The 24,537-nt window shown below is 51.9% G+C and carries 18 protein-coding genes and 1 pseudogene; 17 read left to right on the plus strand and 2 right to left on the minus strand.

The window, feature by feature from the left end; all coding sequences use genetic code 11:
- Positions 1-49 precede the first annotated feature (49 nt).
- The 10 genes from MITSMUL_RS01275 (at position 50) to MITSMUL_RS01320 (ending at position 13,308) form a co-directional block, all read left to right on the plus strand.
- Complete coding sequence (locus MITSMUL_RS01275) at positions 50-1,600, plus strand: YifB family Mg chelatase-like AAA ATPase (RefSeq protein WP_040635252.1); 1,551 nt, start codon at positions 50-52, stop codon at positions 1,598-1,600.
- 84 nt (positions 1,601-1,684) lie between these two features.
- Entirely contained in the window at positions 1,685-4,102 is a 2,418-nt protein-coding gene (priA, locus tag MITSMUL_RS01280) for a replication restart helicase PriA (RefSeq protein WP_040635253.1), read from the plus strand.
- A gap of 109 nt (positions 4,103-4,211) precedes the next feature.
- Positions 4,212-4,502 (plus strand): Asp-tRNA(Asn)/Glu-tRNA(Gln) amidotransferase subunit GatC, encoded by a 291-nt coding sequence (gene gatC / locus MITSMUL_RS01285; RefSeq protein ID WP_040635254.1) that lies wholly within the window; start codon positions 4,212-4,214, stop codon positions 4,500-4,502.
- 20 nt (positions 4,503-4,522) lie between these two features.
- Entirely contained in the window at positions 4,523-5,992 is a 1,470-nt protein-coding gene (gene gatA, locus MITSMUL_RS01290; RefSeq protein WP_040635256.1) for an Asp-tRNA(Asn)/Glu-tRNA(Gln) amidotransferase subunit GatA, read from the plus strand.
- Entirely contained in the window at positions 5,992-7,434 is a 1,443-nt protein-coding gene (gene gatB, locus MITSMUL_RS01295) for an Asp-tRNA(Asn)/Glu-tRNA(Gln) amidotransferase subunit GatB (protein ID WP_005839228.1), read from the plus strand. The genes gatA and gatB overlap by 1 nt, the downstream gene beginning before the upstream one ends.
- A 76-nt stretch (positions 7,435-7,510) precedes the next feature.
- Positions 7,511-8,176 (plus strand): HAD family hydrolase, encoded by a 666-nt coding sequence (locus MITSMUL_RS01300; protein ID WP_005839230.1) that lies wholly within the window; start codon positions 7,511-7,513, stop codon positions 8,174-8,176.
- A 5-nt stretch (positions 8,177-8,181) separates the two neighbouring features.
- Positions 8,182-9,555 (plus strand): 23S rRNA (uracil(1939)-C(5))-methyltransferase RlmD, encoded by a 1,374-nt coding sequence (gene rlmD, locus MITSMUL_RS01305; protein WP_005839231.1) that lies wholly within the window; start codon positions 8,182-8,184, stop codon positions 9,553-9,555.
- Positions 9,556-9,748: 193 nt separating this feature from the next.
- Positions 9,749-10,945: a hypothetical protein gene (locus MITSMUL_RS12015; protein ID WP_005839233.1), complete on the plus strand. Its 1,197-nt coding sequence runs from the start codon at positions 9,749-9,751 to the stop codon at positions 10,943-10,945.
- A 24-nt stretch (positions 10,946-10,969) separates the two neighbouring features.
- On the plus strand, positions 10,970-11,674 hold the full coding sequence (locus tag MITSMUL_RS01315) for a hypothetical protein (protein ID WP_005839234.1): 705 nt from the start codon (positions 10,970-10,972) through the stop codon (positions 11,672-11,674).
- 332 nt (positions 11,675-12,006) lie between these two features.
- Complete coding sequence (locus MITSMUL_RS01320) at positions 12,007-13,308, plus strand: IS4 family transposase (RefSeq protein WP_005839237.1); 1,302 nt, start codon at positions 12,007-12,009, stop codon at positions 13,306-13,308.
- Positions 13,309-13,603: 295 nt separating this feature from the next.
- Here MITSMUL_RS01320 and MITSMUL_RS01325 read toward each other — a convergent pair.
- A pseudogene (locus MITSMUL_RS01325) lies at positions 13,604-14,600 on the minus strand (IS30 family transposase).
- 133 nt (positions 14,601-14,733) lie between these two features.
- On the opposite strand from MITSMUL_RS01325, the gene MITSMUL_RS01330 reads away from it, so the two are divergent.
- The 7 genes from MITSMUL_RS01330 to MITSMUL_RS01355 all read left to right on the plus strand — a co-directional run bounded on the left by MITSMUL_RS01330 (position 14,734) and on the right by MITSMUL_RS01355 (position 23,144).
- The gene (locus MITSMUL_RS01330) at positions 14,734-14,964 is read left to right on the plus strand and encodes a helix-turn-helix domain-containing protein (RefSeq protein WP_040635258.1); all 231 of its coding nucleotides are present in this window, start codon (positions 14,734-14,736) and stop codon (positions 14,962-14,964) included.
- 5 nt (positions 14,965-14,969) lie between these two features.
- Positions 14,970-16,109 (plus strand): three-Cys-motif partner protein TcmP, encoded by a 1,140-nt coding sequence (gene tcmP, locus MITSMUL_RS01335; protein WP_005839242.1) that lies wholly within the window; start codon positions 14,970-14,972, stop codon positions 16,107-16,109.
- 95 nt (positions 16,110-16,204) lie between these two features.
- The gene (locus MITSMUL_RS01340) at positions 16,205-16,906 is read left to right on the plus strand and encodes a radical SAM protein (protein ID WP_244944608.1); all 702 of its coding nucleotides are present in this window, start codon (positions 16,205-16,207) and stop codon (positions 16,904-16,906) included.
- A gap of 89 nt (positions 16,907-16,995) precedes the next feature.
- Positions 16,996-17,568, plus strand: coding sequence for a DNA methyltransferase (locus MITSMUL_RS12930; RefSeq protein WP_211205202.1), 573 nt, complete (start codon positions 16,996-16,998; stop codon positions 17,566-17,568).
- 207 nt (positions 17,569-17,775) lie between these two features.
- Positions 17,776-19,032 carry a DNA methyltransferase gene (locus tag MITSMUL_RS12495; RefSeq protein WP_084778521.1) on the plus strand — a complete coding sequence of 419 codons (1,257 nt, stop codon included), beginning with the start codon at positions 17,776-17,778 and terminating at the stop codon, positions 19,030-19,032.
- A 2-nt stretch (positions 19,033-19,034) separates the two neighbouring features.
- Entirely contained in the window at positions 19,035-21,923 is a 2,889-nt protein-coding gene (locus tag MITSMUL_RS01350) for a DEAD/DEAH box helicase (protein WP_005839247.1), read from the plus strand.
- A gap of 219 nt (positions 21,924-22,142) precedes the next feature.
- Entirely contained in the window at positions 22,143-23,144 is a 1,002-nt protein-coding gene (locus tag MITSMUL_RS01355) for a Fic family protein (protein WP_040635705.1), read from the plus strand.
- Between the two features lie 144 nt (positions 23,145-23,288).
- On the opposite strand, the gene MITSMUL_RS01360 is transcribed toward MITSMUL_RS01355, so the two are convergent.
- Complete coding sequence (locus MITSMUL_RS01360; RefSeq protein ID WP_005839250.1) at positions 23,289-24,284, minus strand: IS30 family transposase; 996 nt, start codon at positions 24,282-24,284, stop codon at positions 23,289-23,291.
- Between the last annotated feature and the right edge of the window lie 253 nt (positions 24,285-24,537).

Consider the following 24,537-nt stretch of genomic DNA (forward strand, 5'->3'; position numbering starts at 1 on the left):
GATTATGTGAGAAAAGAGATGAGGAAAAAGAGGATTGGAGGGGGAGCGATTGTTTGCAAGATCATTTGGCGGCACGACGATGGGCGTCGACGGTCTCATCATCGCGGTGGAAGTCGACTCGGCGGCGGGACTGCCCGCCTTTGACATTGTCGGGCTGCCCGACACAGCGGTGCGCGAGTCGAAGGAGCGCGTGCGCACGGCCATACGCAATTCCGGCATCCAGCTGCGGCAGGAGAAGGTCACGATAAACCTCGCGCCGGCCGGCATCCGCAAGGACAGCCCGGGACTCGACCTGCCGATTGCTGTGGGCCTCTTGGCGGCCTACGGCGTCGTGCCGGCAGACTGCCTCCAGACCTCGTTCTTTGCGGCGGAACTCTCGCTCGAGGGCGAGTGCCGTCCGGTGCGCGGTATCCTGCCGATGGTCATCGCCGCGCGCGAGAAGGGGCTGACCTCGGTCTTCGTTGCGCGCGGCAATGCCAATGAGGCGCTGCTCGTCGAGGGCGTGACAGTCTACGTGATCGACTGCCTGCACGAGGTCGTGCAGTTCTGCAACGGGCAGGAGTCACTTACGCCAGCTGTGCCGTCTATGGAAGAAGCGGCCCCGGTGCTTCGCGATGACTTTGCCGATGTGCAGGGGCAGTTCCAAGCGAAGCGAGCGCTCGAAATCGCGGCGGCGGGCGGCCACAATCTCTTGATGATTGGCGTGCCGGGGTCAGGCAAGACGATGCTAGCGCGCCGCCTGAGCTCCATCCTGCCGCGCCTCTCGCGTGAGGAGGCCCTCGAGGTCACGAAGATCTACAGCATCGCGGGCCTCCTGCCACAGGGCGGCGGCCTCGTGCAGGAGCGGCCATTCCGCAGTCCGCACCACACGACGTCGATGGTCGCGATGATCGGCGGCGGCAGCGTACCGCGGCCCGGCGAGGTCACGCTCGCGCATCACGGCGTGCTGTTCCTCGACGAGCTGCCGGAGTTCTCGAAGGCGACGCTCGAGGTCTTGCGTCAGCCGCTCGAGGACCGCGCTGTGACGATCTCGCGCATCCATGCGACGCTGACGTTCCCGTCGAGCATGATCCTGATCTGTGCGATGAATCCCTGTCCTTGCGGCTACTATGGCGACGAGTCGGGGGGGCGCAGCTGCGAGTGCTCGCCGAGCGAGATCCGCCGCTACACGCGCAAAATCTCGGGGCCGTTGCTCGACCGCATCGACATCCACATCCGCGTGCCGCGCGTCGCTTATCAGGAGCTCGCCTCGAAGCGGCGCGCCGAGGACTCGGCGACGATACGCGGCCGCGTGGAGCGGGCAAGGCAGCGCCAGCTCGCGCGCCTGCAGCCCTACGGGCGTTTCTGCAATGCGCAGATGAACCACACGATCCTGCGGGAGACCTGCCAGCTGACGGGGGAGGCGCAGTCGCTCTTAGAGATGGCCTTCCGCCGCATGAGTCTCTCGGCCCGCTCTTACGACAGGATCATCAAGGTCGCGCGCACGATTGCCGACCTCGAGAACCCTGAGGATGGGGCGGAAGCCGCCGCAGCGCTCGGCCCTCAGCACATCGCCGAGGCCATCGGCCTGCGCAGCGATATCGGGCTGGCGGTCGAGTAGTCTTTTGACCGCGGGATGGGGAACCCTTATAATAGAGAGATACAATCCAGCAGCTTAGCATTTCAGGAAGGAAGAGAAGAGTCGATGAAGACAGCCGATGTTTTCGTGAATATCCCCGTCAAGAGCATTGCGCGGGCCTATACGTACCGTGTGCCAGAGGAGCTCTCGAAGATTGAGGCGGGTTGGCGCGTCTTCGTGCCGTTCGGCAGCCGCAAGGTCGAAGGCTTCGTCGTCGAGACGCATGAGCTCGCGGCGGCGCCCGAGAACATCACGCTCAAGGACGTCATCGCGGCGGTCGACGAGGAGTGCTGGTTCTCGCCGCAGATGATCGAGATCGCGCGCTGGCTCTCGGACTTCTACCTTTGCTCGCTGGCGGAGATCATGCGGCTCTTCATGCCGGGCAAGAGCGGCCTGCGCATTACCGTGCGCTACGAGGCGGACGAGAGCCAGCCGGACCACATGATGCTTGCGATGCGGGGCTGCCGCGCCATCTACGATACGTTGCTGCGCGAGGGCCCGCAGAAGAAAGCGGAGCTCCGACGGGCCTTGCCCGAGTGGCAGGAAGAGCTCGATGACCTGCTCGCGAAGCTCTTGAAGTACCACATCGTCCGCAAGGTCTACGAGGCGCAGAAGCGCGATGCGGCACAGTACGAGAAGATCGTCGTGCTCTGCGGCGAAGTCACGCCGGGGCTGCTCGATTCGTACCGTCGCAAGAAGGCGCAGGCGCATCTTTTAGAGCTCTTGCAGCAGACGCCGGAGGTGCCGCTCGCCGCGCTCAAAGCGCAGCACGTGAGCCTCGCGACGGTCCACAACCTCGAAGCGGCAGGCCTCGCCGAGATCCGTCAGCGCCGCGTGCTGCGCGACAGCTACCGCGATGCCAGAGCCTCAAAAGAAGAGGTCGCCTTAACGGAGGACCAGCAGCAGGTCGTCGCGCAGGTCTATCCTGCCATCGATGCGGCGCGGTATCAGGGCTTCCTCCTGAAGGGCGTCACGGGCAGTGGCAAGACGCAGGTCTACATCGAGCTCGCGGAGCGCGTGCGGGCGGCGGGCCGCCGCGTCATCGTGCTCGTGCCGGAGATCGCGCTGACGGGGCAGGTCGTCATGGCCTTCAAATCGTACTTCCCGGACGACCTCGTCGTCGTGCACAGCCGCCTGAGCCTCGCGGAGCGCAACGACGCCATCCTGCGCGTGCGCCGCAATGAGGCTGGCATCATCATCGGCGCGCGCTCGGCGCTCTTCACGCCGGCCGACGACATCGGGCTCGTCATCCTCGACGAGGAGCAGGACATGAGCTATAAGCAGGATGAGTCGCCGCGCTACCACGCGCGCGTCGTGGCCGAGAAGATCGCGCGCGTCCACGGGGCCGTGCTGCTCCTCGGAAGTGCGACGCCGTCGCTTGAGTCGTACTTCCGCGCGGCGCAGGGGGAGCTCACGCTGCTCGTCATGCCGCGGCGCATCGGCGACATCCCGCTGCCCGTCATCCACTGCGTCGACATGCGGCAGGAGCTGCGCATGGGTAACCGTCACATCATCTCGCGCGCACTGCAGGAGCTCATCGAGAAGACGATCGCGCGGCACCAGCAGGTCATCATCATGCTCAACCGGCGCGGCTTTTCGACGTTCGTCATGTGCCGCTCCTGCGGCGAGGTCATCCGCTGCCGCCACTGCGGCCTGCCGCTCGTCTACCATCGCAACGGCCAGCTCAAGTGCCACCACTGCGATGTGCAGGAGCCCGTGCCGGACGTCTGCCCGAAGTGCGGCAGCCGCTATATCAAGTACTTCGGCTCAGGCACGGAGAAGCTCGAGCAGGAGCTCGCCGCGCTCGTGCCGTCGGCGCGCGTCATCCGCATGGACCGCGACACGACGACGACGAAATTCGCGCATCAGGAGATCCTCGAGAGCTTCCGGCGCGGCGAGTACGACATCCTGCTCGGCACGCAGATGGTCGCGAAGGGGCACGACATCCCCAACGTCACGGCCGTCGGCATCATCAGCGCGGACTCGAGCCTCAACATGCCGGACTTCCGCGCGGCGGAGCGCTGCTTCATGCTGATCACGCAGACGGCGGGCCGCGCCGGCCGCCACGAGACGCGCGGCCAGGTCGTCATCCAGACCTACAACCCGACGCACTATGCTGTGACCTGCGGCATCCGTCAGGACTACGAGGGCTTCTTCCACAAGGAGATCGCCTTGCGGCAGGAGCTCTTCTACCCGCCCTACAGCCGCCTCGTCAAGCTGCTCTACCAGAATGCGTCGGAGGTGAAGGCAAAGGCGGAGGCGGAGGCGCTCGTCAAGTCCTTCGAACTCGCCTTCGCCGGACGCGAGGGCCATCAGGTCATCGGCCCGGCGCCCGCTGTCATCGCCTGCTTCCGCGGTATCTACCGCTTCGTCGTGCTCATCAAGACGGCGGACCTTCCGGCCGTGCATGATTTCCTCAAGGAGCAGCAGCTCCACCTGCGCGCCGATGTCGCCATCGATATCGACCCCATCACGATGTTCTGAGCCGTCCGCTGCGGGCGGCTCTCTTTTTTGCTGCCCCATAATGTGTTATAATGATAAAGTGTTTTTCCGCACGAGTATGAACATGCAAATTGATTTGGATGGTGAAAACATGAAAGTAACGAAAGAAGATCTGGAGAACGTCGCTGTCCTCTCCCGCCTCTCGGTGCCGGAGGGCAAGGCAGAGACCTACATCCAGCAGATGGACTCGATCCTGACGTATATGGACAATCTTTCCAAAGTCGATACGGAGAATGTCAAGCCGACGACGTACGCACTGCCGATGCAGAACGTCTTCCGCGAGGATGTCGTCAAGCCGTCGCTGCCGCGCGAAGCTGCGCTTGCGAATGCGCCGCTTCAGGAAGACGGCTATTTCAAGGTGCCGAAGGTACTTGAGGACTGAGACTGACGGAGGGAACGATTGTGAGATTATATGATAAACCGGCGCATGTCCTGCACGACATGCTCGTCAACAAAGAGATCACGTCGGTCGAGCTGACGCAGGATGTGCTCAGCCGCATCGATGAGGTCGAGGGTGACGTCGAGGCGTACCTGACGGTCACGCGCGAGGAAGCGCTCGCGCAGGCAGAGGCCGTCGACAAGAAGATCGCAGCGGGTGAGGCGATTTCCTTCCTCGAGGGCATCCCGGGTGCCATCAAGGACAACATCTGCACGAAGGGCGTCAAGACGACGTGCGCCTCGAAGATCCTCGAGCACTTCGTGCCGCCGTACGATGCGACGGTCATGACGAAGATCAAGGCCGAGAATCCCGTCATCCTCGGCAAGGTCAACATGGATGAATTCGCCATGGGCGGCTCGACGGAGAACTCGGCCTACCACGTGACGCACAACCCGTGGAACCTCGACTGCGTGCCGGGCGGCTCCTCGGGCGGCAGTGCCGCAGCCGTCGCCGCTGGCACGGCCATCTGGGCGCTCGGCTCCGATACGGGCGGATCCATCCGCCAGCCGGCTTCCTTCTGCGGTGTCGTCGGCATGAAGCCGACGTATGGCCGCGTCTCGCGCTACGGCCTCGTCGCCTACGCGTCCTCGCTCGACCAGATCGGCCCGCTGACGCGCGACGTCACGGACTGCGCGAACCTGCTCAACATCATCGCGGGCCACGATGAGATGGACTCCACGTCGAGCGCTGCAGAGGTGCCGGACTACACGAAGTCCCTCGTCGAGGACGTCAAGGGCCTCAAGATCGGCCTGCCGAAGGAGTACTTCGTCGAGGGCATGGACCCGGAGGTCGAGCAGGCCGTGCGCACGGCCATCAAGAAGTACGAAGAACTCGGCGCGGAAGTCGTCGAGATCTCCCTGCCGCATACGGAGTATGCGATTTCCACGTACTACCTCATCGCGCCGGCTGAGGCTGCGACGAACCTCGAGCGCTACGACGGCGTCAGCTACGGCGAGCGCGTCGACGGCGAGGACCTCGTCCAGATGATGACGAACACGCGCGACGAGAAGTTCGGCGAGGAAGTCAAGCGCCGCATCATGATCGGCAACTACGCGCTTTCCGCCGGCTACTACGACGCCTACTACCTCAAGGCACTCAAGGTCCGCACGCTCGTCCAGCAGGACTACACGGAAGCCTTCAAGAAGGTCGATGTCATCATGGCCCCGACGGCCCCGACGCCGGCCTTCAAGATCGGCGAGATGATCGCAGACCCGCTGCAGATGTACCTGCAGGATGTCTGCACCGTCCCCTTGAATCTCGCCGGCCTGCCAGGCATCTCCATCCCGTGCGGCAAGAGCAGCAAGGGCCTGCCCATCGGCCTGCAGATCATCGGCAAGCCGCTCGCGGAGGAAACGTTGATCCGCACGGCCTACACGTATGAGCAGAGCCAGGACTACCACAAGCAGATGCCTGAGCTGGGAGGGAAACACTGATGAAATACGAAGCAGTCATTGGCCTTGAGATCCACTGCGAGCTCAAGACGAAAACGAAGATCTTCTGCGGCTGCGCCACGGGCTTCGGCGCGGAGCAGAACACGCATGTCTGCCCGGTCTGCCTCGGCCTGCCGGGCGTCCTGCCGACGGTCAACAAGCGCGTCGTCGAGTTCGGCATCAAGGCCGGCCTCGCGACGAACTGCACGATCAACAAGTACAGCAAGTTCGACCGCAAGAACTACTACTATCCGGACCTGCCGAAGAACTGGCAGACGTCCCAGTACGACCTGCCGATCGCTGAGCACGGCTGGGTCGACATCGATGTCGATGGCGAGAAGAAGCGCATCCGCCTGACGCGCATCCACATGGAGGAGGACGCCGGCAAGCTCGTCCACTCGGGCACGACCATCAAGGACTCCGCGACGAGCAACGTCGACTACAACCGCACGGGTGTGCCACTCCTCGAGATCGTCTCGGAGCCGGACCTGCGCTCGGCAGAAGAGGCCCGCGCCTACATGGAGAAGATCAAGGCCATCATGGAGTACATCGACGTCTCGAACTGCCGCATGGAAGAAGGCAACCTGCGCGCCGACATCAACGTCTCCCTGCGCCCGGCCGGCACGGAAGAGCTCGGCACCCGCACGGAGATGAAGAACATCAACTCCTTCAAGAACCTCGAGGATGCCATCAACTACGAGATCGAGCGCCAGCAGGAAGTTCTCGAGGACGGCGGCCACATCGTCCAGGAGACGCGCACGTTCGACCCGGCCCGCGGCATCACGCTCTCGATGCGCAGCAAGGAGAATGCGCACGACTACCGCTACATGCCGGAGCCGGACCTGCCGCCAATCGTCACGAGCGAGGAGACGATCGAGAAGTACCGTAGCGAGCTGCCGGAGCTGCCGGATGCCCGCCGCGCCCGCCTCGAGAAGGAATACGGCCTGTCGGACTACGATGCCGGCATCATCACGAGCTCGCGCGCCATGGCAGAGTATTTCGACGCCGTCGTCGCGACGGGCGCCGACCCGAAGCTCGCGGCCAACTGGATCATGGGCGACCTCGCCAAGAACCTCAATGAGGACGGCATTGATATCACGAAGTCCCCGGTCAGTGCCGAGCGCCTCGGCAAGATGATCGGTCTCATCATGAAGGATACGATCTCCGGCAAGATCGCCAAGAAGGTCTTCAAGGAGATGTGGACGAACGAGGACGACCCGGAGAAGATCGTCAAGGACAAGGGCCTCGTCCAGATCACGGATACGGGCGCCATCGAGGCGGCCGTCGACGCAGCGATTGCGGCGAACCCGAAAGCCGTCGAAGAGTACAAGGGCGGCAAGAAGAAGGCCATCGGTGCCCTCGTCGGCCAGGTCATGAAGGCCACGCGCGGCAAGGCAAACCCGCAGATGGTCAACAAGATGCTCGCCGAGAAGCTCGCCGACTAAAACAGGATAGACACAAGCAAAGCCTTCCCCTCTGGGGAAGGTTTTTGACAAAGAGAAAAGAGAAAGGAGAATTCTCATGCAGTACAGAGCCGCCATCTTCGACCTCGACGGCACGCTCGTCGACACGCTCGAAGATCTGGCTATCAGCGTCAATGAGATGCTCGCATCCTACGGATTCCCGACGCATCCTTTAGACGAATACCGCTACTACCTCGGCAATGGCTCCAAGAAGCTCATCGAGCGCACGCTGCCGAAGGAGAAGGCCGCCGATGAGGCCTTCGTGCTCGAAGCGATGAAGCGCTATCAGGCCATCTATGAGCACCACCGCGACCATACGGGGCCGTTCCCGGGCATCCAGGCGATGCTCGATAAGCTCAAGGCGCAGGGCATCCCGATGGGCGTCTGCACCAACAAGCACCAGCAGGCCGCCGACGAGATCATCGGCGGCATGTTCCCTGCTGGCACGTTCACGACCGTCATGGGCGACCGCCCGGGCCTGCCCATCAAGCCGGACCCGAAGAAAGTCCTCATGATGGCCAAGGAGTACGGCGTAAGACCCGAAGAAGTCGCTTACTTTGGCGATACGAGCGTCGATATGGACACGGCCGTCAACGCCGGCTTCCTGCCCGTCGGCGTCCTCTGGGGCTTCCGACCCGAGAAGGAGCTCGTAGAGCACGGCGCCAAGGTCATCCTCGCTAGCCCAGAGGAACTCTTTGAAAAACTGACATTTGCAAAAGGATAACCATCATGAAACACAAAGTTCCCGTCGAAAAAGGAAAATCATATGAGATCGAGATCCGCACGCTCGGCACGAGCGGCGAGGGCGTAGGGCGCTACGAAGAATTTACGGTATTTGTGCCGGGTGCGCTGCCGGGCGAGTCCGTCGAGGTCGCCGTGGACGAGGTCAAGAAGACGTACGCGAGAGGCCATCTCGTCAAGGTCCTGCGCGCGAGCCGCGACCGCGTCGCGCCAATCTGCCCCATCTACGAGCAGTGCGGCGGCTGCCAGCTCCAGCACCTCGACTACATGGCTCAGCTCAAGGCCAAGCGCCAGCAGGTCATCGACGCCGTCACGCGCATTGGCGGCCAGAAGGACCTCTTCGTCGAGCCGACGCTCGGCGCGGAGAGCCCGTGGAATTACCGCAATAAGATGCAGTTCCCAATTGGCCGCTGCAAGGGCAAGACCGTCATCGGCTGCTTCGCGCAGGGCACGCACGAGATCATCGACACGCGTGACTGCCACATCCAGAAAGAGGGCAACAACGAGATCGTCAATGCCGTGCGCGATATCATCACAGAGCTGCGCATCCCCGTCTACAATGAGGACCGCCACACGGGCGTGCTGCGCCACGTCGTCGGACGCGTCGGCGAGAAGGGCGAGCTCATGGTCGTCATCGTCACGGCCACGAAGCAGCTGCCGCGCGAGAAGGAATTCGTCAAGGCCCTGCGCAAGCGCCTGCCGCACGTCGTCAGCATCCACCAGAACATCCAGACGTACCGCAACAACGTCATCATGGGCCGCGAGACGAACCTGCTCTGGGGCAAGCCGACCATCCTCGACCGCATCGGCCGCCTGACCTTCCACATCTCGCCGCGCTCCTTCTTCCAGGTCAACACGAAGCAGGCCGAAGTCCTCTACAACAAGGCGCTGGAATTCGCGAACCTCAAGGGCGAGGAGACTGTCATCGATGCCTACTGCGGCACCGGTACGATCACGCTGTTCCTCGCGCAGAAAGCCCGTGAGGTCTACGGCATCGAGATCGTCAAGCCCGCCATCCTCGATGCGCAGAAGAATGCGCGCGACAACAATGTCCGCAACGCCGAATTTATCGTCGGCGACGCGACCGAAGTCATGCCGCGCCTCTACAAGCAGGGCGTGCGCGCCGATGTCGTCGTCGTCGACCCGCCGCGCGCCGGCTGCACCGAGACCGTCCTCAAGACCTTCGCCAACATGCAGCCCGACCGCATCGTCTACGTCTCCTGCAACCCCGCCAGCCTCGCCCGCGACCTCGCCGTCCTCGAGCAGCTCGGCTACAAAGCCAAGAAAGTCCAGCCCGTCGACATGTTCCCGATGACCTCGCACGTCGAGACGGTCGCATTGATTGAGAAAGTATCTTTGTGATACTATCAAAAACTAAATCGTGTAATATGTAAAGGAACAAGTCCTTTTATTAGGACTTGTTCCTTTTTATTGATAGTATTTATCAATATGATAGTTGATGCGAATACTTGTCATCTAAAGCAGGATATCATAGATTCACAGCGAATGTTAATACTAAGATTTGTGACAAGCATATAGAACGGTGAGGTTCAGCATGGATAAGAAGTCATATGTGGTAGCAGGCGTCGTATTCATCAATGCACTGGCTTTTTTCTTGTCTGCTCCGAGTGTGGATGCAGCTCCACAGAATATCGAGGCTACGGGAGAGTACCTGATCGGTGATGGTCCTGACGAAAATATCAATACAGCAAAAGAGAGGGCACGTACTGAAGCGATGCGTACAGCAGCGGAGAAGGCTGGCGTGTATGTAGAGAGCTACTCGAAGACAAAAGGTCAGACTTTGACAGCAGATGATATGCGTGTTGTTTCTGCTCAGGTTCTATCGATTCAAAAAGAAGAAATTTTGCCAAAGATTGCAAGTGACCAAAAACATATCATATGGATTTGCACAATTCAAGCGACCGTTGATCCAGATAATATCAATCTGGAAAAAATAATGGAAGATAAGAAAGCCGTTGAAAGAGCAGCTATACTCGAAAAAAGAATCATTGAATTACAAAATGAAAACAATCAATTAAAAAAGCAATACTCAGACAGCCAAAAAACAATTGAGAAAGAAACACTTAAAAAGAAAATAAAAGAGAATGAAACAAGTTTCAGGAAAGTAATATTGATGCAGCCGTTTTATGGAAGTAATAGTTGGCGTTCTGGTATTGATGCGGATTCTATTCAATATGACAAAAATGCTGGCATAATTTCTTTTACGACAAGCAGTATTAATGAAGTAAGCGGCGTGAAATGTGTATCAGGTATGAAAATTTATGTCTGCGAAAATAAGATTTTCCGGACAGGTGCAATGGGATATTTACCAGGGCATACAGAAGGATTTGCATATAAAGGTGGAAAATCTGTTGGATTGGAACCTATTGCGCCTGAGTCGTATGCTGAAAAATATCAGAAACGTCTATATCAATATTTAGGAATTACAGATGCGCCTGTAAACAAGTCGCCAACATGGGAGTTTATATTTGGAGACAGAAGTCGGGGATACAACTATTATATCGATATAAACAATATACGTTGTGATAAAGCAAATGGCTTTGTATACGCTTTCGGAAAAACATCTGCACCTCAATATGGTGATAGTGTAAACACATTTTTGTTTGATGTAGAAAATATGATTGTACGTCCATTTATGGTGGAAAATGGTAAATTTTATCCAGAATCGAGACCTACCGACGCTGATATGGCTTATTTGATCTGGGCAAGAAATTATTATCATGAGCATTGAAAATTTATGGAGATGAAATGTTAGATGGATAAGCTATTTAATAAAAAGGGGATATATGGAATAGTCCTCTTTCTTGTTTTGATGACATCTACCGTATTTGCCTCTGATATGGATTCTAGATGGGTCTACGTTGGAAAAGATAATAGAGATATGATGTATTATGATAGACAGACTGCACAGTATGATCCTGATACACATACTATCACAATTTGGGAAAAAGTCATATCTGATGGAAAGCCATTATGCATAGGAGAATATCATATCTTTTTAGATCGGCGCGAGTATCAAGGAATAAAGCATGCAATCTATGATGAAAATACGGGCGAAAGAAAAATAATAAAACAAAGCCAGTATCCTATGGAGAAAATTGCGCCGGACAGTGATATAGAAAAGGCAGCCGATGATGTGTGTGATCAATATGGAATCAGTCATATGTCATCCAATGCTGAAGATCGATGGAACTGGATTTATTCATCAGCAACGCAAACCTGTATGTATGCGAAAGATTTCATAACGATTGACAGGGGAAATAAAACTGTGGAAATCTGGGTTCGTGCAACCAATCTAAATGGTTTTACATTTCGGCCGGTTTTATATACCTGTCACATTGATGATCAGACCGTCGATTATGCTGGATACAAGGGGATTGCAAAGGGCTTAGATATTTTCCCTGAAACTATTGAAGAAGCTGCTTGGAATAAGGCAAAAGAATTATATTTTAAGAAATGACGGAGAGAATAGGAATATGGATGTCTTTCTAGATATCCTTGGATAATTTATTTTGAATAAAGATGGAATAATATACTTAGGTCGGAGAGATTATCTTAATTTTATGATTTTAGAGAGGACTGTATTATTATGTAATATAAAGAATTATATTACACGTTACAAGATATCTTTCCTAATTATGCTGAGGAAATAATAAGAGGCTCAAACTTCGCAGTTGCCAAACCGCTGATTTATCTTTAGCGGCAGCCTGCGAAATAAAAATAGCATAAGCTCGTTCCGTTTTGTATAATGAAAGTAACCAAAATCCACAACACAAACGGAGGGCTTATGCTATGAATATTGTACCACATCACCATCACTCCTGTGAAGCAACTTCTTCCAAGATTCAGCAATTCTTTGCTGAGTTCCATGTCAGCCGGATCCTGCGGAGCTGCAATGCCTACAAGCTGCGCGGCTTTGCGGTCATGGCCATCTTCCTCGTCGCGTTCGAGGCGGTGTTCCAGCGGCGCTCCTTCTACCAGCGGAAGAAGGATGCGCCGGATTCCATTCCGTTCGAGCGGAACACGTTCTACCGCTTCCTGAACTCCTGCGCCATCCATTGGCGCAAGTTCACGTTGCTCTTGGGTACGGCCATCATCCAGAAGACCATCGCGCCGCTGACGAGCGAGGCACGCAGGAACGTCCTCATCATCGACGACTCGCTGTTCAGCCGCAACCGCTCCAAGAAAGTAGAGTTGCTGGCCCGCGTCTACGACCATGTCAGCGGCACGTACGTGAAGGGCTTCCGCATGCTCACGCTCGGCTGGAGCGACGGGAATACCTTCCTGCCGCTCAGCCACTGCCTGCTGTCCTCGTCGTCGAAGCAGCAGCAACTGCAGGGCGCGTTGGAAGACGTCGACCCGCGCAGCAACGGAGACAAGCAGCGCAAGCTGGCGCAGTGCAAGGCTCCAGAGGTAGTCCTGACACTGCTGCGTGAAGCGCGCGAGGCGGGTGTCTCTGCCCAGCACGTCCTGTTCGACTCGTGGTTCTGCTCACCGGCATCGCTCCACCAGATCCACGAGTTCGGCTACGACGTCATCGCGCGTGTCAAGAAAAGCGAGAAGATGCACTTCTGCTTCCAAGGCCGCATGCAGGACGTCAAGACCATCTACCTAGGGCAGAAGAAGCGCCGTGGGCGCTCCGCGTACCTGCTTTCCGTAGAGGCAGAGGCCGTCAAGGATGGCAAGCACCTTCCGGTACGGCTGGTCTACGTCCGCAACAAGAACAAGCGCAGCGACTACCTTGTCCTGGTCTCGACGGACCTGACACTGTCCGAAGAAGAGATCATCCAGACTTATGGCAAGCGCTGGAACATCGAGGTCTTCTTCAAGATGTGCAAGTCCTATCTGAAGCTGGGCAAAGAAACGAGATCTATCTCCTACGATGCCCTGACCGCTCACACAGCCATTGTCTTCGCGCGCTACGTGATGCTTGCGCTGGAACAACGGCGTAACACGGATGAGCGGAGCCTTGGCGAGCTCTTTTACCTGACGATAGATGAACTGGAAGACCTGCACTATCTGGACGCTCTGGCTTCATTGCTGAGCCTGCTGATGGACTGCGCTAAGGAAGCAGAGATTCTTGACGAAGAGTAGATTAACCGGCTGCTCAATCTGTTCGTGGCAAAACTGCCCAATCTATGGGGAAAGTGCCTGAAACAGTGTGCATGATATGACGATGATGCATGCCTGAAAACCGGATGGAGCCTTATCTCATAAGGGTTTCAGGTGTGCGAAGTTTGAGATAATAACAAAAACACGGAGAATATTCAATCAGATGAGTAGAGTATTCTTGCATATGCGGAGTTATTCTATTGCCTCTGAGCTTTAAAAATGATATAATATCCGAGTGCGGCAGGCCTTGTGTTTTATTGTCTTCAATGGTGAATTGTCAAGCTAAGTGCAACACCTTTGAGAAATAGACCTCATATGGTGTTTTGTAGCCAAGGCACTTTCTGGGGCGCAGGTTCAGTTCATGGTACTTCCGTTGGATGTAATCCTCTGGCGTATCCGTGATGTCCTTGCCCCTCGGGAAGAACTCCCGTAGAAGCCCATTGGTGTTTTCATTGGTCCCGCGCTCCCACGGATGGTGCGGAGCAGGAAAGTAGAACGTCACACGTTTCAGCTCCTTTCTGAGCTGAGCATGTTTTGAGAATTCCTTTCCTCGATCCGGCATGACCGACAAGTGCGGCTGCCCCGAGAGTGCCTCACACATCACCTTGTTGACTGCAGCAGCGGTCTTGCTCATGGCTTTTCCGCCAAGCAAGTACCGGCTCTTCCGGTCCACCAACGTGACGAGGCATGCCTTTTCCTGCTGGCCCACTACGGTATCCGCTTCCCAGTGGCCTCGGACGGAACGGTTCGCCGCGCTGGCAGGACAATCTTCGATGGTGTGCGATATGACGAATTTGCCACGACGCTCTTCGCTGCCTTTCTTGTGACGCCGTTTCCCGTGATGCCGTAGCTTCCGAAGTACAAACTTCGCTGAAGCTCCTGGCGGGTTCAGCAGGCCCGTGTGGATAGCACGGTAGATGGTCGGGACGCTGATGAGCTGGTAGCCATGCTCCAGCTGGATCCGTCCGACAATCTCTTCTGGCGACCAGTGGTACTCCAAGATACAGGTCTGGATGTAGGAACGCAGTGGTGCATACTCAAGGCGCTTATGCGGGCGACAGGCTTCTCTGCGCCGCTTGTAGAGCGCTTGCGCAGTCAATGGGCAGTATGACATAGGCTGGTCCGCAGGGGCCGCATTGCGGCGAAGCTCGCGCGAAATGGTCGACTTGCTCCGGTCCAGCAGATGGGCAATCTCTGTGACGGATTTGCCCTCAGCAAGAAAAAAAGAGTATCTTTTCTCGCTCAAATGGTGTAAAATGTGTGTAGTGGCACATAGGCTCTCCTTTGCTGTAGGTAGTTCTTTTCAAACACCATTATAGCAAAGAAGTCTATGTGTCATTTTAATTTGGTTGTCTAAGAGCTGTTGCACTTAGATTGTAAATCCATCATCAAAAAGAGGTGGACACCGTGGAAGTCAGCTATAAAAAGCTTTGGAAATTGTTGATAGACAAGGATATGAAAAAGAAAGACTTACAGGCAGAAGCCGGAATCAGCTGGTCTTCTGTGACCAAGCTGTCGAAGGGAGAGACTGTCAGTATGGAAGTCTTAATAAAGGTCTGTAAGGCTCTTAATTGTGACATCGGGGATATTATGGAACTAATACCGACAGCAGAAGATGCAGGAGAAGTAAAGGAGTAAATTACATGCCGGTTAAAAAGAGCCAGATTATTACAGAAGCCAAGCCTCATACGATAAAAAAATTTGAGCTAATAGAGATGTATATCAAAGCGTGGGCGCAGAAACTCATGCTTAATAGGCAATGCAATGGCCTTATCTTTATAGACTGTATGTGCAACTCCGGAGTCTATAAAGATCAAAGCGGGAATATTATTTATGGAACACCAATAAGGGTGGCAAATGCCTTACTGGATGTGGCAAGGACATACACTGATAAACAGGTCTTCATTTATCTTAATGATTTAAATTCTGCCCGAGTTGAAGAATTGAAGAAGCATCTGCCAGATGAAGGGCAAAATTTCAAGATTGTGACTTCCAATGAAGATGCTAAGGAACTTCTTGAAAATATAGGACCACAGTTGAATGATTCAAGCCACTACCATTATTTCTTGCTCTATGATCCTTATGATGCGTCGATAGAATGGCGCGCCTTGCTGCCATTCTTCAGACACTGGGGTGAGGTAATGATTAACCATGCCTTGCTTGATCCGATTCGTGCTATTGGCAGTGCCAAGAGCAGTACGGCAAAAGAAAAATATGAGCATACATATTTGGAAGACTTCGAAAAACTGCTGCCGTACGGGAGTAATAAAAACGCCTATGAGAAAAGAGTAGAAGAAATCATAGATTATATGAAAGGTAATCGAAGATATTTTGTAGCATCGTTCCCTTTCTATAACCAAAAGAATTCTCTCATGTATGATCTCATTCATTGCACAAGCAATATTGAAGGATTCAAGCTTTATAAAAGTTGTGCATGGAAGGTCTTTGGAGGCCAGTCCTCGACAAAGGGATCGAACGATGGGTACGTTCAAATGGAACTGGATTTCTCTAGTAATGGATTTGGCGTAACGTTTCCTACGGATGATTCCTGTTACGGAATTCATGATATAGCAAAATATCTTCAGAAATCTTTTTCAGGAGAAAATAGCGTTCCTTTAGAAGAAATTTGGAGCGTATTAGATTATCATCCTATTTTCCCAACAGATGGGTTTCGTAAGGCAATCAAAAACGATTTAAAAAAATATTATGATGCCCGCATCGGAACAATCGTTGATCCAAGTTCCGGGAAAAAACAGCAGATAATATCGTTTAGGAATACGTAAAGAACTAATAGACAAGTGAGGTTAAGACCATTTTGAAGACTATAAAAAGAAAATCCATGCTATATCAAACAGGCGTGGAATATGGAGATTACACCATGAATCATGTGCAGGGCTGCACACATGGGTGTAAGTACCCTTGCTATGCCTATCTGATGAAGAAAAGGTTTGGACAGATTAAAAGTTATGAAGAATGGTTGCAACCGAAACTGGTATCAAATACACTGGAGTTGTTGGATAAAGAAATTCCGCGACTTAAAGATAAAATCCAGTTTGTACAGCTTTGCTTCACGACTGATCCATTTATGTACGGATATGACGAAGTGAAAGAAATGAGCATCGCAGCGATCAAAAAGCTGAATGAGGCCGGTATTAAATGTACAACATTAACAAAGGGAATTTTGCCACCAGAACTTTCAGATCTGTCAAAGGAAAATGAGTATGGCATTACTCTGATTTCTTTAGATGAGAAATATAGAAAACACGTGGAACCGGGAGCTGCTCCATATGCAGAGCGGCTTGCTTCGCTCAAAGCACTGCACGAAGCCGGATGTAAGACTTGGGTAAGCATAGAACCCTACCCGACACCAAATATGATTGATCAAGATCTGAACGAGATTCTTGAAGCAGTTAGCTTTACAGACCGGATTATTTTCGGCCGGACGAATTACAGCAAATTTGCTAATGCTTTTGAAAACCATCGTCACTTCTACAATGAATGCGCAAAGATGGTGATCGCCTTTTGTGAAGACAAAGGAATCGCCTACCATATAAAGAGTAAAACGATAACAGAAGAATGAGGTGAAGAACTGTGGCGCTACTACAGGATTTAATTAAACAGATCGATGATCCGGATCTCCGCGATAGAATCCTTCGCGAAGTGGACAAAATGAGTAAGCAGAAGAAGTTCGGCCTTGTATTTGAGGAACACCTTCCTGAATGTACTCCCCTCTACGACGTCAAAATCAAGAAAGGATCAAAGGTGTCACTCAAGGCTGGAAAGGTCGACGACATTTATATCGTCCGGTCCATTGACGGAGAGACAGCAACCTGTGAGCATAGGCAGGATCATAATATAGAGGAGTTTAAGATGGATGATCTTGTAGCTGTGGCGGAATTCGGAGAGCCAATTTATCCATATCTCAAGCCAGTTGATTCTGTTTGCAATGCGCCGGATTCTGATCTTTGGCACACGCTTATCGAAGCGGATAATTATCATGCGCTTCAGCTTCTGGAATATCTCTATGCCGAGAAAGTCGACTGCATTTACATAGACCCACCCTACAATACCGGCGCGCGGGACTGGAAATACAACAATGATTATGTCGACAGCTCAGATCAGTACCGTCACAGCAAATGGTTGTCATTTATGGAAAAGCGGCTGAAACTGGCAAAGAAACTTCTGAATCCGGAGAATTCTGTTCTTATTGTGACGATAGATGAGAAAGAATATGCTCATTGAAGAAATATTCCCCGAAGCTCGGATGCAGATGATAACGAGTAGAATTAATAAAAAAGCTTCAACCCGAGTCGGGCAATTTGCAAGATGCGACGAGTACATATATTTGCTTCAATTTGGAAGCATGAATATTTGCAAACTATCATACTCTATGTTGGACGTTACAGATAATAGCAACCCAGATGCAAAGATACAAAAAACCGATACAATTTGGAACAGCATGTTGAGGCGAGGCTCTTCTGGCTCATCACGACAAGAATCACCAAAACTTTTTACCCGGTTTGGGTAGATGAAAATAAGCGGAAAATAGAATTTGTAGGAGATTCATTGCCACTTACACAAAACCGACATGAGGTAGAAAAGAAGCTACCCCAAATAGGCCTTAGAGCAGTTTGGCCTATTAGAACTGATAATAGTGAAGGAAGATGGCAATTAGGAAGTGAAACTTTAAAAAGATATGTGACAGAAGGGATTGCCAAACTTGGAGCATATAACAAAAAAAGAGATCAATGGGCAATTGTGTTTTTAAAGAAAAAGCAAAAAGAACAATTAAATGACGGAATTCTTGTTTCTCGAGGGCGAGATACAGATGGATCTTTAATCTTGGAGTGGAACGATGATGAAGAGATAGACAAAGAGCCTAAGTCTATGTGGGTTCGGGATTGTCACGATGCAAGCACATATGGGACAAATCTGTTGTCAAAATTTCTGCCAAAGAGAAATTTTCCTTTTCCGAAATCACTTTATGCTGTAGAGGATGTCTTGAAGTTTTATGTTGGCGAGAACAAAGATGCCTTGATTGTTGATTTCTTCTCCGGCTCCGGAACAACTCTCCATGCAGTCAACCTTCTTAATGCAGAAGACGGCGGTCATCGTCGTTGCATCATGGTTACGAACAACGAGGTCTCAGAGTCTGAAGCGAAAGTCCTGACAAAGCAAGGATACATACCTGGCGACGGAGAATGGGAAAAGCTCGGCATCGCACGTTACGTCACATGGCCGCGCACCGTCTGCAGCATTGAAGGCCATGATGCGAATGGTAAGCCACTAAAAGGTAACTATATCGGAAGTGACATCCCAATGGCGGATGGTTTCAAGGCAAACGCAGCATATTTTAAATTGGGATTTCTCGATAAGAACGCTGTTGCGCTCGGCAGACAATTTAAGGAGCTCCTACCCGTCTTGTGGATGAAGGCAAACTGCATCGGCCCTTGCCCAAACCTGGAGAGTGATGAACTGCCCAAGATGCTCGTGCTTTCGGAGAACAAGTTCGCTGTTTTGATCGATGAGACCTATTACTCGGAGTTTGATGCCAAGCTGACAGAGCATCCGGAAATACAGACGATTTACATCATCACGGATTCGGAATCTGCATACCGTGAAATGATACGCTCTTATGAGGGCAAAGATTGCTACCAGCTTTACCGGGATTATCTGGATAATTTCCGCATCAACACAGGGAGGTAACTATGAAGGTAGAACTTTTCCCATTTCAGCGAAGAGCAGTGGATGCTCTTCGCTTGAATACAGCCGAGGCAATGGGCGGCTATCATAGAACGCATACACCACAGGTTGTCTCCTTTACTGCTCCTACAGGTGCTGGAAAGACGATCATTATGGCATCCCTGATCGAGGACATTTATTTCGGAGACAGCCAATTTGCTGAGCAGCAGAATGCAGTATTTGTATGGCTGTCAGATTCTCCTCAGTTGAACGAGCAATCGAAACTGAAGATAGATGCAAAGGCCGACAAGATTCGTCTCGGACAGTGTGTAACTGTTTCGGAGGAATCATTTGACCGGGAAACATTCGAGGATGGACATATCTATTTTTTGAATACCCAGAAGCTGTCGGTTTCTTCGAATCTTACAAAGCATGGAGACGGAAGAACCTATACAATCTGGGAGACCATCTCTAACACGGTAAGAGAAAAGAGCAATCGGCTCTATTTCATCATTGATGAAGCCCATCGTGGCATGCAGGGACGTGAAGCAAGCCGTGCGACAACGATCATGCAGAAATTCATCAAGGGAAGTGATTCCGATCATATCCCACCGATGCCTGTTGTTATTGGGATGTCCGCAACGACGCAGCGGTTTAATAAGTTGGTAGAAAACACGTCCTCAACAATTCATAAAGTTGTGGTTACAGCAGATGAAGTGCGGGCCTCCGGATTACTGAAGGATCGGATCATTATCACATATCCGGAAGAAGACGCTATCAATAATGATATGGCGATTCTTCAGGCCGCTGCAGATGACTGGAAGGAAAAATGGGGACATTGGACGCAGTATTGTCAGGAACAGCATTATGCCTATGTCAATCCTGTGTTTATTATCCAAGTGTTGAATGGATCTGGGAAAAAGTTGTCAGACACGAATCTTGATGATTGCCTCAGCAAGATCGAGGAAAGAGTCGGGATACACTTTGAACCGGGACAAGTCGTTCATACTTTCGGACAGACACAGTCATCCATTACAGTTAATGGCTTGGAAGTCCGCTATGTGGAGCCATCACGCATCGCCGACGACAAGAATATACGAGTAGTTTTCTTTAAGGAAAACCTATCTACAGGCTGGGATTGCCCGAGAGCTGAAACCATGATGTCATTCCGGCATGCCAGCGATGCAACTTATATTGCACAGCTCCTCGGACGTATGGTGCGGACACCAATGCAGATGCATATTCAGGTCGATGATGTTTTAAACAATGTGCATCTGTTTTTGCCGTACTTTAATGAAAGCACGGTAAAAGATGTGGTAGATGAGCTTCAGAACTCAGAAGGCGGAGAAATCCCGACAGATATTTATGGGGAATCTACCTCTGGACGAAAGTTTGAAACTTGGACCGTAAAGAAGCCATGCAAGAAAAAGGATAACGAAGATCCGAACCAGATGTCTTTTGAGGATTTTTTAAATCAAGATGGGACAAATTTGACGGATAGTTCGCATAATGAGGCCTCGCAGGAGCCACAGAATCTAACGACATATGCCGTTGATAATGAGAACGGGGATTCTGCCCAGCAGCCAATTGAGAACCATGAGACGTCGAATCATTCATCTGAGAATCCAGAACATCGTGTCGAGACTCCGACAGATAGTGTCGCTTCGGAAGTACCTTCAAATGAAGAGCAAAAGGCAACCGCGAATCAAGAAGCTGAGCAAGGTGACCAGCAAGAAGAAAGCGAAGACTTGTTTGACCGCGAGGCGGTCATGAAATTCATCAATGATTCTGGTCTGTTGACTTTCGATGTAAGAACCTATCAGATTAGCAATTATCTGAAGTCCCTGTACAAACTTGCTCATCTTTTGACCATGTCGAATCTGAGACGTGAAGCAATACGAGAGGTGCAGGATGAAATTGCCGAGATGATTCACAATCATGCCTTGGCTCTTAAAGCAGGCGGTTCTTATGATGATCTTGTGCTTCAGGTCAAGCAGTTTAAGTTGGCGACACAGATATTCGATGCTTTCGGAGAAAGTGTTGACAACTATTCGGTGCATGACATGTTCACTACAACGGATACGGATTTGGAGCGCCAGTTCCGCGCGGCAGAGGCCAAGTTAGGAAATGAAGGTGTTGGCCTGTCTTATGCAAATAAGTACGGTGATCTGGGTGATCCTGCTGGATATGAGATAGAGGTCATTCTCTTTGTTGCTGATGATGAGTGCATGAATCAGTTACACAATTATGCACAAGATAAATTTCATAGTTGGAATGATGAATATCGCAGATATATTGCGAGAATCGACTCAGAAAAAATTCGAAAACAGTACGATAGTATTGTTTCTGATGGCGACAAAGTCAGCAAGCACAATTTCAGGCTTCCAGAGACCATTCAGGTTCCACACGATATAGGTGGGAAGCCTTACCGGGATCATTTGTTTGTTAATGGCGATACTGGCGTGGCATCTTTGAAGCTCAATAGTTGGGAATCCGGTGTTATTGAAGAGGAAGAAAAGAGACATGATTTTGTATGCTGGATTCGAAATCCTTCACGTGGCTCTTGGGCCCTTTGCATCCCTTATGATGAGGATGGCGATACAAAACCCACATATCCAGATTTTATTATCGTACGCAAAGATCCGATATCTGAGTATGTGATTGATATTCTGGAACCGCATAATCCTGATTTTAAAGACAACCTTGGAAAGGCTAAAGGTTTCGCAGAATATGCACGATTGAATCCGGGACTTGGAAGAATTCAGCTGATTCGCATGAGCAAAGATGCAGCTGGACACAATAAGTTCAAGAGACTGGATATGGCAAAAAGTGCTATTCGGGATAAAGTGCTGAAGGCTATGTCAATTGAAGAACTTGATCATCTGTTTGAAACAGATGGACAGTTCGATTTCTGATAAAACTAAGGAAAGGCATTGAGGGCTTTGTGTGATCGAATGATTGAACTCTCCAATTCTCAAACTTCATTGAATGAAAGAGACTAAGATACCGACCAGGCTAAATACATACAGAAGCAAGGTTGAGACCATGGCAGCATGGAATAGAGAAGCTATCGAGCAGGTTGAGACGATAGGGCTTATCCTGTTCGGTACTATAGGAATGAGGTGATGAATCACATGAGTGAATATAAACCGCCATTTCATATGACGGACAGGATTACAAATCTGGTTGCTGCTATCAGTGAACAGATTGGCAGGATTAAGGTGCTCTCACATGGCATTTTGAATCCGCACCTTAGAAAAGAAAACAGAATAAGGACCATTCATTCGTCGCTCGCCATCGAGCAAAATTCCCTGTCCCTTGAGCAGGTTACGGCAATTCTTGACGGTAAACGAATCCTCGGAAATCCGAATGAAATCCGGGAAGTGAAGAATGCCTACGATACCTATGAGATGATGCTTTCTCTTGACCCATATTCAGTGAAAGACTTGCTGAAGGCACATAAGATGATGATGGATGGTTTGATTTCGGAGAATGGGAAATTTCGCTCTGGCGGGGTAGGCGTATTTGATGGAGATGTAGTCGTACATATGGCTCCTCCGGCGAGATTGGTACCTGGAGAAATTCAGGATTTGTTCGACTGGTACCGATTCTCGGAGATACACCCATTGATTCGCAGTGCGATTTTCCATTACGAGTTCGAGTTTATTCATCCATTTGCAGACGGGAATGGGCGTATGGGCAGGATGTGGCATAGTCTGCTTCTGGGGAAATGGAATGAGATATTCTACTGGCTGCCGATCGAGGAACTGATTCGCTCTCGGCAGCAGGAGTACTATGGTGCGCTCGGTAAATCGGACAGACAATCTGATAGCAGTGCTTTTGTTGAGTTCTTGCTGGGGATCATTCTTGACACGCTGACAGGAACGACAGTCGTGGGCAATGCCGATGAAAAGGCTAAAGAAACGAATCCTTCCGTACAGAAATTGCTTGATGTTCTTGGTAACGAGGAACTGTCAGCTGCTCAGATCATGGAGAGACTGGGCCTTTCCCATAGGCCGACATTTCGCAAGAATTATCTGAATTTGGCATTAGCACTAGGAGCTATAGAAATGACGATTCCCGATAAGCCTCGCAGTCGGAATCAGAAGTATAGGAAGAAACAACTTGGTCGCTGACCGACCAAGTAAAGCGACTAAGATACCGACCAAGTTAAATACATACAGGAGCAAGGTTGAGACCATGGCAGCATAGAACAGAAGCGCCATCGGGCAGGTTGAGCGATGGGACTTATCCTGTTCGGTATTATAGGTGGTGAATTGTCAAGCTAAGTGCAACACCTTTGAGAAATAGACCTCATATGGTGTTTTGTAGCCAAGGCACTTCCTAGGGCGCAGGTTCAGTTCATGGTACTTCCGTTGGATGTAATCCTCTGGTATGTCCGTGATGTCCTTGCCCTTCGGGAAGAACTCTCGCAGAAGCCCATTGGTATTCTCGTTGGTCCTGCGCTCCCACGGATGGTGCGGAGCAGGAAAATAGAACGTCACACGTTTCAGCTCCTTTCTGAGCTGAACATGTTTTGAGAATTCCTTCCCTCGATCCGGCGTGACCGACAAGTGCGGCTGCCCCGAGAGCGCCTCACACATCACCTTGTTGACTGCAACAGCGGTCTTGCTCATGGCCTTTCCACTAAGCAAGTACCGGCTCTTCCGGTCCACCAACGTGACGAGGCATGCCTTTCCTTGCTTGCCTACTACGGTATCCGCTTCCCAGTGGCCTCGGACGGAACGGTTCGCCGCGCTGGCAGGACGATTTTCGATGGGGTGCGATATGACGAACTTGCCACGACGTTCTTCGCTGCCTTTCTTGTGACGCCGTTTCCCGTGATGCCGTAGCTTCCGAAGTACAAACTTCGCTGAAGCCCCTGGCGGGTTCAGCAGGCCAGAGTGAATAGCACGGTAGATGGTTGGAACGCTGACAAGCCGACAGCTATGCTCCAGTTGGATTCGTCCAACAATCTCTTCTGGCGACCAGTGGTACTTCAGGATGCAGATCTGGATGTAGGAGTGCAGGGGGGCATTCTCAAGGCGCTTATGCGGACGACAGGCTTCCCTGCGCCGCTTGTAAAGCGCTTGCGCAGTCAACGGGCAGTACGACATAGGCTGGCCCACAGGAGCCGCATTGCGGCGAAGCTCACGAGAAATGGTCGACTTGCTCCGGTTCAGCAGATAGGCAATCTCCGTGATGGATTTGCCCTGAGCAAGAAAAAAGAGTATCTTTTCTCGCTCAGGTGGTGTAAGATGTGTGTAGTGGCACATAGGCTCTCCTTTGCTGTAGGTAGTTCTGTTCAAACACCATTATAACAGAGAGGTCTATGTGTCATTTTATTTGGTTGTCTAGGAGCTGTTGCACTTAGATTGTAAATCCATCATCGAAAAGAACGTTTAAAGCCTATAGGGAATATCCATGGGGCAGCTACAGAAGGGAAAATAGGAGAGCGGTCTTGGGGACAGCAAGCTGGAGCTTGTAAGTATGAGATCTCTTTTCAATTAGGGTTTCCAGATCCTAGAC

It is taken from the genome of Mitsuokella multacida DSM 20544, from assembly GCF_000155955.1.
Lineage (GTDB): Bacteria > Bacillota > Negativicutes > Selenomonadales > Selenomonadaceae > Mitsuokella > Mitsuokella multacida.

Coding starts and splice junctions, on each gene's coding strand:
- priA (WP_040635253.1), top strand. CDS start 1,685: ATGAAGACAGCCGATGTTTTCGTGAATATCCCCGTCAAGAGCATTGCG.
- gatC (WP_040635254.1), top strand. CDS start 4,212: ATGAAAGTAACGAAAGAAGATCTGGAGAACGTCGCTGTCCTCTCCCGC.
- gatB (WP_005839228.1), top strand. CDS start 5,992: ATGAAATACGAAGCAGTCATTGGCCTTGAGATCCACTGCGAGCTCAAG.
- MITSMUL_RS01300 (WP_005839230.1), top strand. CDS start 7,511: ATGCAGTACAGAGCCGCCATCTTCGACCTCGACGGCACGCTCGTCGAC.
- rlmD (WP_005839231.1), top strand. CDS start 8,182: ATGAAACACAAAGTTCCCGTCGAAAAAGGAAAATCATATGAGATCGAG.
- MITSMUL_RS12015 (WP_005839233.1), top strand. CDS start 9,749: ATGGATAAGAAGTCATATGTGGTAGCAGGCGTCGTATTCATCAATGCA.
- MITSMUL_RS01315 (WP_005839234.1), top strand. CDS start 10,970: ATGGATAAGCTATTTAATAAAAAGGGGATATATGGAATAGTCCTCTTT.
- MITSMUL_RS01320 (WP_005839237.1), top strand. CDS start 12,007: ATGAATATTGTACCACATCACCATCACTCCTGTGAAGCAACTTCTTCC.
- tcmP (WP_005839242.1), top strand. CDS start 14,970: ATGCCGGTTAAAAAGAGCCAGATTATTACAGAAGCCAAGCCTCATACG.
- MITSMUL_RS01340 (WP_244944608.1), top strand. CDS start 16,205: ATGAATCATGTGCAGGGCTGCACACATGGGTGTAAGTACCCTTGCTAT.
- MITSMUL_RS12930 (WP_211205202.1), top strand. CDS start 16,996: ATGAGTAAGCAGAAGAAGTTCGGCCTTGTATTTGAGGAACACCTTCCT.
- MITSMUL_RS01350 (WP_005839247.1), top strand. CDS start 19,035: ATGAAGGTAGAACTTTTCCCATTTCAGCGAAGAGCAGTGGATGCTCTT.
- MITSMUL_RS01355 (WP_040635705.1), top strand. CDS start 22,143: ATGAGTGAATATAAACCGCCATTTCATATGACGGACAGGATTACAAAT.
- MITSMUL_RS01360 (WP_005839250.1), bottom strand. CDS start 24,284: ATGTGCCACTACACACATCTTACACCACCTGAGCGAGAAAAGATACTC.